This is a genomic window from Streptomyces sp. NPDC051051, from assembly GCF_040682975.1.
Lineage (GTDB): Bacteria > Actinomycetota > Actinomycetes > Streptomycetales > Streptomycetaceae > Streptomyces.
On sequence record NZ_JBFBCB010000048.1, the window covers coordinates 18991 to 32185 of the forward strand.

Consider the following 13195-nt stretch of genomic DNA (forward strand, 5'->3'; position numbering starts at 1 on the left):
GTCGGGCACGGGGAGACGCACCTTGTACAGCATCATCGTGGTACCTCCGCCGACCGCCGAGGACCCGCGAGGGGGCGGCCAGGTCCGGCTCGCGCCGGGCGAGCGGCTGACCTTCGGGCGGTCCGCGGCCGACAACGACCTGCGCATCGCGCACGACGGGGTCTCCCGCAGGGCGGGCGAGATCACCGCGCAGGGCGCCTTCTGGATACTGAGCAACCTCTCCGCCCGGCACACCTACGTGGTGGAGAACCCCGAGGGCGCGGGCGAGCACATCAAGGTCGGGCCGGGCCGGCTCGACGCCCCCGTGCCGTTCGAGTTCTCGCGGATCGTGCTGCCCGCGGCGGGCGACCTGCTGTCGATCCAGGTCTGGGCGCCGCGCCACGACTACCGGCGCCCCGACGGGGCGGGTCCGGACGGCGACACCACCGCGCCCGCCTTCTCCATGGACCGCACGAAGCGCTACTTCGCGGTGCTGGCCGCCCTGTGCGAGCCCCGGCTGCGCGGGGAGCCGCACGCCCCGCCGCCCACCGTCGACCAGGTCGTGGACCGGCTGCGCCCCACCTGGCCCGGGGCCTCCCGCACCTCCGTCCAGTGGAACATCGACTACCTGGCCGTGAAACTGCGCCTGAAGCCGGGCCCGGACACCGCGGACACCGGCCCGCGGCTCAACGGCAAGAAGGAGTCGCTGGTCTCCCTGGCCCTCCGCTTCGACCTGGTGCGCGAGGACGACCTGGTCGTGCTGGCGGGCGTCGCCGAGAGACGAACGGCGCGGTGACCGGGCAGCCGTACGCGGTGCCGGTGCCGGCCGGCTACCGGGTGGGCGACTGGGAGGTGCGGGCGCCGCTCGCGACGGGCGCGTTCGGCAGCGTCTACGAGGCCCGGTACACCGGCACGCGGGTGGGGCTGCCGGGGACGGCGGCGCTGAAGTTCCTGCCCACGGGCACCAGTACGCCCCGCCGGCTGGCGCATCTGCGGGACCTCGTCGAGCGCGAGGTGGAGCTGTACCGGCGGCTGAGCCACCCCCGGCTGATCCGCCTGTACGAGACGCTGACGGTCGACGACCCCGGCCGCCCCGGACTCGACGGCGCCACCGTCCTCGTGCTGGAGAAGGCGGAGGGCTCCCTGGCCGCGCTGCTCGCCCGCTCGCCCCGGCCCGCCGAGGGGCCCGAGCTGCTCGCGCAGATCTGCGAAGGCCTCCACCAGCTGCACCGGGCGGGCTGGGTGCACGGGGACCTGAAACCGGCGAACGTGCTGCTGATGCGGGACGGTTCGGTCCGCCTCGCCGACTTCAACATGGCCGCCGAACTCGAGGGCACCCACGCCTACGCGCCCGCCTTCTCCACCCCCGACTACACCCCGCCCGAACTCCTGTGGTCCGAGATCGGCGAACGCGGCCGCCGCATCCGCCCCTCCGCCGACGTCTGGGCCTTCGGGGTCCTCGCCCACCTCGTCCTCACCCACGCCTTCCCGCTGCCCGGCGGCACCCCGACGGCCCGCCGCGACGCGGCCGCCGCCTACGCCCGCGGCACCGACGAGCTGCGCCTGTCCTCCCGGTTACCGGACGCCTGGCGCGAGATCGTGCGGGACTGCCTGACCCGTACGCACGAGGAGCGCGTGGCCGCCGGGGCGCTGCTGCGCCGGGTCGAGGCCGCCGCCGCGGGCACCGTGCCCCGGCCGCGCCGCCGCTCCCGGCGCGCGACCGCGGCCACGGCGGCGGGCGCCACGGTAGCGGCGGCCGTCCTCGGCTGGGGCGTCAGCTCCCGGTCGGCGGACGGCGGCGACGGGGCGGGCGGCCGGGAAACCGCCGGCGCCACCGGGACGGCCGTACCGGCCGCCGTGTACGGCGCGGAGGACCTGCGCACCGGCCGGGGCGTCCCCGCCGCCTACCGGCTGCTGATCGTCGAGACCGCGCACGACTGCCGTCAGGGCGACGTCACCCCCTCCCTGATCGCCGCGATGCTGAAGGTGGAGAGCGACTTCGACCCGGACCTCGCCGACCCCGCCAAGGACGAGTACGGCATCGCCCGCTGGACGCCGAGCGTGCTGCGCTGGTGGATGAACGAGGACGGCACCCCCGGCGAGTCCGTGCCCTCGCCGCCGTTCCCGCCGGCCGAGTCCGTTCCGGCGATGGGCCGCTACCTGTGCTGGATCGCGCCCCGCCTGGACCGCCGGCTGCCGGGCGACCGCCGGGTGCTGATCGCCGTCGCCTACCGGACGTCGTACAAGAAGGTGAACGACGCGGGCGGGGTTCCCCCGAAGTACCGCGACTACGCCGCCCGCGTCGCCCACCACCTCAAGGAGTACACGCCGCCCGGCCGGAAGTGACCCTGAGACGTCCGAGGTACCCGTCGGCCTCCCGCGCCGCCACCGTGGAACCACCGCCCCTCGCGGCGGGGGCGGGACACCCACGGGGGAAACGGGGGTCGGGCGATGACCGGCAAGCACGCGTTCGCCCGGATGTGCCTGGTCGCGGCGGTCGTCACGGCCGCCGCGACCGGATGCACCGGCGACGGCGACAGCGGTGACGACGGCGGTCCGGGCGGGCGGGCCGGAGCGGCGCCGCCGACCTGGCAGCAGGAGCTGCGCGTCACGGACGCCCTGCAGCGGCTGACGAAACGGTGCATGAACCGCCACGGCTTCACCTACTGGGAGGACCGCACCCTCACCCTGCGCGAGAGCCGCCCCGTGCGGTACGTGCAGGACGACGTGGCCTGGGCGCGGACGTACGGCTACGGCGGCCCCGTCGAGGCGAAGAACGAACGGACCCGGCTGCACCACCCCAACGCCGCCTACCGGCAGAGGCTCTCCGCCGGCCGCCGGGCCGCCTTCGACCGGGCCCTCGACGGCGGCGACGACGCCCGGACCCTCTCGGTACGGCTGCCGGGCACCGGCACCGAGGTCGGCAAACGGGTCGGCGGCTGCTCGGCCGAGGCGGAGGAGGCCCTCTACGGCGACCCCGCCACCTGGTTCCGCGCCGCGAGGACCGCGACCGGCCTGCGCGCGCTGTACGGCGAGGACCTGATGCGCGACCGGGAACTGACCGCGGCCGTGCGCGCCTGGTCCCGGTGCATGAGGGGGGCCGGCCTGGCCCACGCCGACCCGCAGGCCGCCCGCGACGCGATCCGCGCGAACACCGCCCGGCTGGGCCCGGCCCGCGCCGACGAGGCGTTCGCGCTGGAGCGCCGGACGGCGGTCGCGGACGCCCGCTGCGCCCGCGAGGCGGACCTGAGGTCCGTCGTCGCGGCCCGCGAGGCCCACTACGTCGACCGGCTGCGCGACCGGTACGGCGACGCGCTCGACACCTACGAGCGCCTCCAACGGCAGGCGTACGACCGGGCGGTGCGGATCGTGCCGCCACGCGCCTGACGGATCACCACCGCACCACCGTGGAAAACCGACGAGGGGACATCATCATGCGCAAGTTCGCCATCACGGCGGCCGTCCTCGGGCTGACCGCCCTGGGCCTCGGCCTGCCGGCCACGACCGCCCAGGCGGCCGGGCCGGACGTCCGGGCCACCGGCTGCAACAACAAGTGGCCGGGCCGCAACGGCAACGTCTACGCCTGGGACGCCCTGGACTGCCAGGGCACGCCGCTCGGCGTCACCGCGGGCAACGACCCCGACTGGGACGCGGCCGGCGGCGGTTTCGCGAACGCCTGGGACAAGGCGTCGTCCGTCATGAACGCCGGCTACACCGGCGGCAACGACGTCGTGCAGTTCTGGTACGTCCAGGAGTACCAGGACGGGTACGCCTGCCTGTCGCCGTACGAGTACTTCGCCGACAACCTCTCCGACAACGCGTTCAGCAACGGCCAGAGCGCGAACAACAACATCCGCTCGCACAAGTGGGTGAGCAGCTGCAACGTGTGGCTGACCTGAGCCACGGGCGCCGACGGCGGAAGGCGGGCGGTCCGGCAGGTGCCGGGCCGCCCGCCCCGCGTCAGCGGCGGACCGTCGGCGTCAGTGGAAGAAGTGGCGCGTCCCCGTGAAGTACATGGTGACGCCCGCCTTCTTCGCGGCCTCGACGACCAGCTCGTCACGGACCGAACCGCCCGGCTGCACGACGGCCTTCACCCCGGCCCCGACGAGGATCTCCAGCCCGTCGGGGAAGGGGAAGAACGCGTCGGAGGCGGCGTACGCCCCCTGCGCGCGCTCCGCGCCGGCCCGCTCGACGGCGAGCTTCGCGGAGTCCACCCGGTTGACCTGGCCCATGCCGACGCCGACCGAGGCGCCGTCCTTGGCGAGCAGGATCGCGTTGGACTTCACGGCCCGGCAGGCCTTCCAGGCGAAGGACAGCTCGGCCAGCTCGGACTCGCTCAGGGCCTCGCCGGTCGCCAGTGTCCACCGGGCCGGGTCGTCGCCGTCGGCCTGGAGCCGGTCGGTGACCTGGAGCAGCGCGCCGCCGTCGACGGGCTTGACCTCGACCGGGTTGGCCGGGGCGCCCTCGGCCTTGAGCACCCGGATGTTCTTCTTCTTGGCGAGGGCCTCCAGGGCCCCCTCCTCGTAGCCGGGCGCGACGATGACCTCGGTGAAGATCTCGGCGACCTGCTCCGCCATCTCCTTGGAGACCGGGCGGTTGACCGCGATGACGCCGCCGAACGCCGACAGCGGGTCGCACGCGTGCGCCTTGCGGTGCGCCTCGGCGACGTCCGCGCCGATCGCGATGCCGCAGGGGTTGGCGTGCTTGATGATCGCGACGCAGGGCTCGTCGTGGTCGTACGCGGCACGGCGGGCGGCGTCCGTGTCCGTGTAGTTGTTGTACGACATCTCCTTGCCGTGGAGCTGCTCCGCCTCGGCGAGGCCGCCGGTGCCGTCGACGTAGAGCGCCGCGCCCTGGTGCGGGTTCTCGCCGTAGCGCAGGGTGTTCTTGCGCGCGTAGGTGTGGCCCAGGAAGTCGGGGAAGCCGCTGTCGTCGACGGCCGCGTAGTCGTCGGCGAACCAGGAGGCGACGGCGACGTCGTAGGCGGCCGTGTGCTGGAAGGCCTCGGCGGCCAGCCGCTTGCGGGTGGCGAGGTCGAAGCCGCCGCCCTCGACCGCGGCGAGGACGTCGGCGTACCGGTCCGGACTGGTGACCACGGCGACCGACGGGTGGTTCTTGGCGGCGGCGCGCACCATGGACGGCCCGCCGATGTCGATCTGCTCGACGCACTCGTCGGGCGAGGCGCCGGAGGCGACCGTCTCGCGGAACGGGTAGAGGTTCACGACGACGAGGTCGAACGGCTCCACGCCCAGCTCGGCGAGCTGCCGCCGGTGGTCCTCCAGCCGCAGGTCGGCGAGGATGCCGGCGTGCACGCGCGGGTGCAGGGTCTTGACGCGGCCGTCCAGGCACTCGGGGAAGCCGGTCAGCTCCTCGACCTTGGTGACGGGGACGCCGGCGGCGGCGATGCGGGAGGCGGTGGACCCGGTGGAGACGAGGGTGACACCGGCCTCGTGCAGCCCGCGGGCCAGCTCTTCGAGGCCGGTCTTGTCGTAGACGCTGACGAGCGCGCGACGGATCGGCCGCTGGGTGCTCTCGTTGCTCTCGGCGGTCACTGGATAACTACCTTTCGTCCCTCGATGCGATAGCCGTTGCGGGCGAGGCGCCCCACGACCTCGACGAGCAGCCTTCGCTCGACTTCCTTGATGCGCTCGTGCAGCGCGCTCTCGTCGTCCTCGTCCCGGACCTCCACCACGCCCTGCGCGATGATCGGGCCGGTGTCGACGCCGTCGTCGACGAAGTGGACGGTGCAGCCGGTCACCCGGGCGCCGTACGCGAGCGCGTCCCGCACCCCGTGGGCACCCGGAAAACTGGGGAGCAGAGCGGGGTGGGTGTTCACGAACCGCCCACCGAACCGCGCCAGGAACTCCTTGCCGACGATCTTCATGAACCCGGCGGACACGACGAGGTCGGGCTCGTGCGCGGCGACGGCCTCCGCGAGGGCGGCGTCCCACGCCTCGCGGGTGTCGTAGTCCCTCACCTTGCGCACGAAGGTGGGGATCCCGGCCCGCTCGGCCCGCGCGAGCCCCTCGACGCCCTCCCGGTCGGCGCCGACGGCGACGATCTCGGCGCCGTACGCCTCGACACCGGTCGCGGCGATCTCGTCGAGGAGCGCCTGAAGATTCGTACCGGAACCGGAGACCAGCACGACGAGGCGCTTGGCCTCGGGCTTGGCGGCCACGATGGGGCCCTTTCTCGGGGGAGCGTCTGTCCGTCGGCCGACTCACGACGCCACGCTTGTGCATTCGTACGAATGCTTCGCGCCCCGGGATACGGGGAAGTCTACGAAGCGGCCGACCGTCAGCAACGATACCGGCACACCGGACGGCCCCCGCGGGACGGGGGCGTGGCCGGAAGGTAGCGTCTGGGGCGAGCGGGCTCGGGAACGCGGTCGTCGTGCGGAGCGTTTCCCCAGTGACCGCTCACATCCGACAGCCGTATGCGGTCGCCTCGGCCAGCAAGCCGTGAGCACCGTCGTGATCACTTAGGGGAAGACGCTCTCTTGATGCCGGACCGCAGTCTGCGACTCCTCACGCTCCCCCCGCAGTCACCGCAGGGAGGGGAGCGCGGCGCCGTGCTGCTGCGGGAGCGCCCAGCGACCCCGCCCGACGCGTCCACGGGCCGGGCGAGCGGCGACGAGGGCTCCTCGTCGAAGGATTCCCCGCCGAACGACGACAACCCCTTCGCCCCGCCCCCGGAAGGCACCCCCGACCGCCCGTGGCAGCCCCGCCGCCCGCCCCAGGGCGAGGGCGAGCCCCCGTCCGGGAACTCCCCCTGGGGCAGCCAGTGGAGCGACCGCCAGCCCGGCCGTTCCGGCGGCGGCTTCGGCGAGCGCCCCGGCGGTCCTCCCGAGGGCGGACCCGGCTCCGGCCCCACTCCCGGCCCGCGCTGGGACCCCACCGACCCGTCCCAGCGCCGCGCGCGCTACGCCCTCCTGTGCGGCATGTGGGCCTTCTTCTTCGCCCTCTTCGGCTGGCCCTACGTGGCCCTCCTGCTCGGCGCGCTGGCCCTCAACTGGGGCATCAGCGCACTGCGCGCCAAGCCGCGCACCCCCGACCCGGACAACCCCCAGCCGCCCGCCCGCCCCCAGACCACGGCGGCCGTCAGCGGCATCGTCACCGCCTCCCTGGCGCTGGCCCTGGTGGCCCTCACCTTCACGGCACAGCTGGTCTACAGCGACTACTACACCTGCACGAACGACGCCCTGACCAACGAGTCCGAGCAGGCCTGCAACGACCTTCTGCCGGAACAGCTGAGGGACGTCCTGGGCGGCAACAGCTAGGGCCTCTCGTCCCGGCCGGGGGGTCCCCCTCCGGAGGGGGAGGACGAGGCCCGTTCAGGGCCGGCAGCCGGGGTCCGGGGGCGGCAACCCCCGGAGTCGGGTCGGGAAGGGGCGGCGGGGACGAGAACGCTCCCCGCCGTTCACGGCGTCCCGGTGCCCTCCTCGCGCTCGAAGTCGTACGGCTCGGCGTCCGCCCCGGATGCCGGCGCGGGCACCACCGGCGGCGGCACCGGCGCCGACGTCCGCACAGACGCGGCCGCACCCGTCGCCCCGCCCCGCCCCCACCACCACCGCAGGGCGAGTCCCACCGGTACCCCCACCCCCACCACCCACACCCACACCGCCGCCCCCACCTGCCACCCCACCGGCCCGAACCGGGCCAGGCTCCCCACTCCCAACGGCCCTCCGGCCATCCCCGCCAGCACGCCGGCCCCCACCGCGCACAGCACCCCCGCCAGCCCCACCACGCCCACCGTCCGCTTCCAGGACCAGACCCGTCCGCCGGGCCGCACGGCACCCCGCCCCACGAACATCCCCACCGCGCCGCCGCCCAGCAGCGCCACCACCGCCGCACCCCAGTTCAGCACCCCGCCCGCCCCCGCCTCCGGCACCGCCGCGAGCAACGGGAACGGCGGCAGCAGCGGAGCCGGGTCGGAGGCCGACGGCGCCACCACGTGCCCGGCCCCCAGCACGAACCCGGGGCCCAGCGCGTACGCCGCCCCCCACACCGCCGCGTTCGGCACCAGCGCCACGCACAGCAGCAGCACCGCGAACCGCCCCGACCAGCCCCCGGTCAGCTCCAGGAACGCCCCCCGCGCCGCCCCGAGGTGCCACACCGACGAGACCGCCACCAGCAGGGCACCGCCCCCCACCAGCACCGCGGCCCCCGCCCCCGCCGCCCGCACGGCCACCGCCACCCGCTCCCGTCCCTCCGTCCCCAGCACCAGCCGCCGCGCCCCGCGCGGCAACAGCGCCAGTACACGCTCCACCGGTCCGCGGGGACGCCCGTACGCCACCCACACCCCGACCCCCGCCGCGACGGCCACGAGCACCGGCAGCGACACCACGACCCCGAGCCAGGAGGGCCGCAGGGCGCCACCGGCCGCATACCCCGCGGCTGCCGCGGCGACGGCGAGGTACCCGAGGACCACCCCCGTCCACGCGGTCCGCGCGCTCACCAGGGGAGCGCCCTCCTCCCCGGTCCCGTCCACGGCGTCCCGCGCGGCCCGGTGCAGCAGCCACACCGGCAGGACGAGCAGCAGCAGGGGGGTGACGCCGACCGGCGCGGGGACCCCGGACAGGGTGTCGGCGCGGACCAGTTCCACCCCGTGCGCCAGCAGCCACAGCGCGGCGGCGGCATGCAGCGCGCCGCCGGCCCCGCTGTCCGGATAGGGCGAGCTGATCCACAGCACCGTCACCAGCACGGCGAACGAACCGAGCCCGAGCCCCGCGGCCAGCGCACCGCCGAGCAGTCCGGCGGCCAGTCCGGGGGAACGGTGGCGCGACCGGGCGAGAAGGAGCGACAACGACGAACGACGAGCGGTCATCTGGATCACGCCCGCCATGGTCCCAACGACACGCGTCTTCCCGTCGTAACGGGCGAACCACCGTTGTGTCGCTCAATATACGTTTATGTACTTTTTCGTACGAAGGGGTGCCCTGTGACACAGTGCTTCGACACCCCGCTCCCCCCGCCCAAGGAACGCCGACGCCTGCGCGAGAGGGGCTCACTGACGCAGGCTCAGCTGGCGGCGCGGCTGGGTGTCAGCAGGGAGACGGTGCGCGCATGGGAGACCGGCCGCTCCACTCCGAGCGGCCTCGAGAGGGAGTCGTACGCGAAACTGCTGGCCGAGCTGGCGGACGAGCCGCCGGCCGAGATGACGGCTGAAATGGCGGGCCCCCAGAAGGCCGATCCCGCCCCCGAACCGACGGCCGGCCCGGACACGGCCGGGACGCCCTCCGCCCCCGAGCCCGTCTCCGCCGCCGCCCCCACGGCCGCGCTCGCCCCACCGTCCCCCCTCTCCCCTCCCCTGACTCCCGCTCAGGCCTTCGACGCCCTGTACGCGTTCTGCGCCCCGGCCCTCGTCCGCCAGGCGTACCTCCTCACCGGCCGCCGCGAACTGGCCCGCGAGTCGGTCGAGCAGGCCTTCCAGATCGCCTGGCAGCGCTGGCCGGAGGTGGCCGTCGACCCCGACCCGCCGAGCTGGGTCCGCGCGACGGCGTACGAGTACGCGCTGTCCCCCTGGCACCGGTTCCGCCCCCGCTACCGCCACCCCGAACCACCGCCGGCCGACGCCTCCGACCGCGCCCTGCTCGACGTCCTCCTGACGCTCCCGCCGTCCTACCGCCGCACCCTCCTGCTGTACGACGGGGTCGGCCTGGGGCTGCCGGAGACCGCGGCGGAGACGGAGGCGAGCACACCGGCGGCGGCGAACCGCCTGCTGCACGCGCGCGCGGCGGTCGCCGCCCGGCTGCCGGAACTGGCGGAACCGCGCGAGCTGCACCGCCGCCTGGCGGAGACGGCGTCGACGGAACGCCTGCGCGCCGCCAAACCCCCGACGGTACGGATCGGCAGCGAACGCCGGGCCCGGTTCTGGACCAGGGCGGCGATCGCCATCACGGTGGCGATCATCGGTGCGACGGCCCTCACCCTGAGATCGGCCCCCACCCGCTACGAAGCCCCGGTCCCGCCCGGCGAGACGGTCCGCGGCGTCCCCCCGAGGACGGCCCCGGGCCCCCTCTCGGCCGCGGAACTGGCGCTGCGGGCCAAACTCCGGGCGGAAGCGGCGAACGGCCCGGAGAGACTCCGGCCGGAGTCCCGCTGACGCGACGGCCCCGCCCTGCGCGCCGTCCGCGGACACACCGGTGGGCCCGTCCCCCCGGGGGGGACGGGCCCACTGACGTTCAGACTGGCGTTCAGTCGGCGGAAGCCGCTCAGCCGGCCAGGATCTCCCGGGCCAGCTTCGCCGTCTCGGTCGGCGTCTTGCCGACCTTGACGCCGGCGGCCTCGAGGGCCTCCTTCTTGGCGGCGGCCGTACCGGAGGAGCCGGAGACGATGGCGCCGGCGTGGCCCATGGTCTTGCCCTCGGGCGCGGTGAAGCCCGCGACGTAGCCGACGACCGGCTTGGTCACGTTCTCCTTGATGAAGGCCGCGGCCCGCTCCTCCGCGTCGCCGCCGATCTCACCGATCATGACGATCAGGTCGGTGTCGGGGTCGGCCTCGAACGCGGCGAGCGCGTCGATGTGCGTGGTGCCGATGATCGGGTCGCCACCGATGCCGACGGCGGACGAGAAGCCGATGTCGCGCAGCTCGTACATCATCTGGTACGTCAGCGTGCCGGACTTCGAGACCAGGCCGATGCGGCCCGGCTTCGTGATGTCGCCCGGGATGATGCCGGCGTTCGACTGGCCCGGCGTGATGAGACCGGGGCAGTTCGGGCCGATGATCCGGGTCTTGTTGCCCTTCGAGCCCGCGTACGCGTAGAACGCGGCGGTGTCGTGGACCGCGATGCCCTCGGTGATGACGACCGCGAGGGGGATCTCGGCGTCGATCGCCTCGATGACGGCGGCCTTGGAGAAGGCCGGCGGCACGAAGAGGACGGACACGTTGGCGCCCGTCTTCTCCATCGCCTCGGCGACCGTGCCGAAGACGGGGATCTCGGTGCCGTCGATGTCGACCGACTGACCCGCCTTGCGGGGGTTGACGCCGCCGACGATGTTGGTGCCGTCCGCCAGCATGAGCTTGGTGTGCTTCATGCCCGTGGCACCGGTCATGCCCTGGACGATGACCTTGCTGTCCTTGTCGAGGAAGATAGCCATGGCTGTGTCTGTCCCTCTTCCTTACTTCGCAGCCGCGAGCTCGGCGGCCTTGTCGGCCGCGCCGTCCATGGTGTCCACGCGCTGGACCAGCGGGTGGTTGGCGTCGGAGAGGATCTTGCGACCCAGCTCGGCGTTGTTGCCGTCCAGGCGGACGACCAGCGGCTTGGTGACTTCCTCGCCCTTGTCCGCGAGCAGCTGCAGCGCCTGCACGATGCCGTTGGCGACCTCGTCGCAGGCGGTGATGCCGCCGAAGACGTTGACGAAGACGGACTTGACGTCCGGGTCGCCGAGGATGATCTCCAGGCCGTTCGCCATGACGGCGGCGGAGGCGCCACCGCCGATGTCGAGGAAGTTGGCGGGCTTGACGCCGCCGTGGGCCTCACCGGCGTACGCGACGACGTCGAGGGTGCTCATGACGAGACCCGCGCCGTTGCCGATGATGCCGACCTCGCCGTCGAGCTTGACGTAGTTGAGGTTCTTCTCCTTGGCCGCGGCCTCGAGGGGGTTGGCCGCCGCGTGGTCGACGAGCGCCTCGTGGTCGGGGTGGCGGAAGTCCGCGTTCTCGTCCAGGGAGACCTTGCCGTCGAGGGCGATGACGTCGCCGGAGGCGACCTTCGCCAGCGGGTTGACCTCGACGAGGAGGGCGTCCTCCTCGATGAAGGTCTTCCACAGCGTCACGAGGACGTCGGCGACCTTGTCCGCGACCTCGGCCGGGAACTTCGCGGCCTCGACGATCTCGCGGGCCTTCTCGGGGGTCACACCCTCGTTGGCGTCGATCGGGGTCTTCGCGACGGCCTCGGGGCGGGTGGCCGCCACCTCCTCGATCTCCATGCCGCCCTCGACGGACGCGATAGAGAGGAAGGTGCGGTTGGTGCGGTCCAGGAGGAAGGAGACGTAGTACTCCTCCAGGATCTCCGGGGCCGTCTCGGCGATCATCACCTTGTGGACCGTGTGGCCCTTGATGTCCATGCCGAGGATGTCCGTCGCACGGGCGACGGCCTCGTCCGGGGTGGCGGCGAGCTTCACGCCACCGGCCTTGCCACGGCCGCCGACCTTCACCTGGGCCTTGACTACGGACTTGCCACCGAGACGCTCAGTGGCTGCGCGGGCCGCCTCAGGCGTGTCGATGACTTCACCGGCCAGCACCGGTACATCGTGCTTGGCGAAGAGGTCCCTCGCCTGGTACTCGAACAGGTCCACGCGCTTCCGTCCCTATCAGTGATCTCGCGGTTCGTTGTCTGCGTGGGCGTGCCGCGAGGGCAACGTGACGTCCGCCGTCTGTCAGTCACAAGGGAGGCGCACACGGTGTCCGAGCGCGCGGCATGTCCGTCTCGCAGGTTATCGCTGCTTGCGGGGGGCCCCTAAATCGAGGGTCACACCTGAGCGGTGATACCTGTCACATGATGCCGACATCACTGGCACGCCGTGCCGCCTGTGAGGAGGCGGTGACGGCGGCGGCACGCGACCGGGGCGGAGCCCGGGAGGGTCTCACCGGGCTGGGGTTGGCCCGGTGAGACCCGTGGAACAGCCCCGGAGGGGCTCGGGGCCGGGTCGTCCCCACCCCAATGGGGGCGACCCGGCCCCGTCCCGCGGGGGTACGGCCGGAACGACCGACGGCTTCGGCCGTCCGGGTCCTGCCTCCCGCGGAGCGGATGCCCCGGCGGCGCGCGGCCGACGGGGAGCGTGCGGGGCCGCGGGGCACGGTGGGCGCGGGTGCGCTCACCGCGTGCGCGGGCCGGGGGATCAGCCGCGCCGGGCCTCGGTGGCGTCCGGCCCCCGCGCGGGGGCGACCGTGTCCGCAGCCGCCGCGGCACCGGTGTGGGCGTGCCCGGCGGCCGCCCGGGCGGCGGAACCGGCCGTACCGGCCACGCCGTACGCCGTCGAACCGACGCCACCGGTCACCTCGTACACGAAGGGGATGACGGGAGCCGTCGGATGCCCGGCGAGCCGGTCAGCCGTACGGGTGACGGTCCGCGCGAAGGGAGTGGCGGGGGCGGAGGCCGGCGTCCCGTCCGCGCTCGCGGCGGTGGAGCCGCGCGCCCACACGCCCGTGCCACCGGCGGCCGTGCCGAAAAAACGGCGGGTGTTCTCGTTCATGCGCACGTCGGATCCTCGGGG

General features: G+C 74.0%; 12 protein-coding genes. 6 read left to right on the forward strand and 6 right to left on the reverse strand.

Annotation, left to right across the window (positions count from 1 at the left end; all coding sequences use genetic code 11):
- Positions 1–22: 22 nt before the first annotated feature.
- The 4 genes from AB0N31_RS29105 (at position 23) to AB0N31_RS29120 (ending at position 3878) form a co-directional block, all read left to right on the forward strand.
- On the forward strand, positions 23–775 hold the full coding sequence (locus AB0N31_RS29105; RefSeq protein ID WP_366061420.1) for an FHA domain-containing protein: 753 nt from the start codon (positions 23–25) through the stop codon (positions 773–775).
- A complete protein-coding gene (locus AB0N31_RS29110; protein WP_366061421.1) occupies positions 772–2325 on the forward strand; it encodes a protein kinase in 1554 nt (517 codons plus the stop codon). The genes AB0N31_RS29105 and AB0N31_RS29110 overlap by 4 nt, the downstream gene beginning before the upstream one ends.
- A 105-nt stretch (positions 2326–2430) precedes the next feature.
- Positions 2431–3366, forward strand: a complete 936-nt coding sequence (locus tag AB0N31_RS29115) for a hypothetical protein (RefSeq protein ID WP_366061422.1) — start codon at positions 2431–2433, stop codon at positions 3364–3366.
- Between the two features lie 47 nt (positions 3367–3413).
- Positions 3414–3878 (forward strand): hypothetical protein, encoded by a 465-nt coding sequence (locus tag AB0N31_RS29120; RefSeq protein ID WP_366061423.1) that lies wholly within the window; start codon positions 3414–3416, stop codon positions 3876–3878.
- An 81-nt stretch (positions 3879–3959) separates the two neighbouring features.
- Here AB0N31_RS29120 and purH read toward each other — a convergent pair whose 3' ends face one another.
- Together purH and purN are read right to left on the reverse strand one after the other, a co-directional pair.
- Complete coding sequence (gene purH, locus AB0N31_RS29125) at positions 3960–5531, reverse strand: bifunctional phosphoribosylaminoimidazolecarboxamide formyltransferase/IMP cyclohydrolase (protein ID WP_366061424.1); 1572 nt, start codon at positions 5529–5531, stop codon at positions 3960–3962.
- Positions 5528–6157 carry a phosphoribosylglycinamide formyltransferase gene (gene purN, locus AB0N31_RS29130; RefSeq protein ID WP_366061425.1) on the reverse strand — a complete coding sequence of 210 codons (630 nt, stop codon included), beginning with the start codon at positions 6155–6157 and terminating at the stop codon, positions 5528–5530. The genes purH and purN overlap by 4 nt, the downstream gene beginning before the upstream one ends.
- Positions 6158–6481: 324 nt before the next feature.
- Between purN and AB0N31_RS29135 the strand changes: the two genes are divergently transcribed.
- Complete coding sequence (locus AB0N31_RS29135; protein ID WP_366061426.1) at positions 6482–7258, forward strand: hypothetical protein; 777 nt, start codon at positions 6482–6484, stop codon at positions 7256–7258.
- A 140-nt stretch (positions 7259–7398) separates the two neighbouring features.
- Here the strand turns inward: AB0N31_RS29135 and AB0N31_RS29140 are convergent, their stop codons facing one another.
- Positions 7399–8823, reverse strand: coding sequence for a DUF6350 family protein (locus tag AB0N31_RS29140; RefSeq protein ID WP_366061427.1), 1425 nt, complete (start codon positions 8821–8823; stop codon positions 7399–7401).
- Positions 8824–8919: 96 nt separating this feature from the next.
- On the opposite strand from AB0N31_RS29140, the gene AB0N31_RS29145 reads away from it, so the two are divergent.
- Entirely contained in the window at positions 8920–10083 is a 1164-nt protein-coding gene (locus AB0N31_RS29145; protein ID WP_366061428.1) for a helix-turn-helix domain-containing protein, read from the forward strand.
- Between the two features lie 109 nt (positions 10084–10192).
- Here the strand turns inward: AB0N31_RS29145 and sucD are convergent, their stop codons facing one another.
- The 3 genes from sucD to AB0N31_RS29160 form a co-directional block, all read right to left on the reverse strand.
- Entirely contained in the window at positions 10193–11077 is an 885-nt protein-coding gene (sucD, locus tag AB0N31_RS29150) for a succinate--CoA ligase subunit alpha (RefSeq protein WP_363091233.1), read from the reverse strand.
- Positions 11078–11098: 21 nt separating this feature from the next.
- Complete coding sequence (sucC, locus tag AB0N31_RS29155; protein WP_366061429.1) at positions 11099–12277, reverse strand: ADP-forming succinate--CoA ligase subunit beta; 1179 nt, start codon at positions 12275–12277, stop codon at positions 11099–11101.
- A gap of 543 nt (positions 12278–12820) precedes the next feature.
- Positions 12821–13174: a hypothetical protein gene (locus AB0N31_RS29160; protein ID WP_366061430.1), complete on the reverse strand. Its 354-nt coding sequence runs from the start codon at positions 13172–13174 to the stop codon at positions 12821–12823.
- Between the last annotated feature and the right edge of the window lie 21 nt (positions 13175–13195).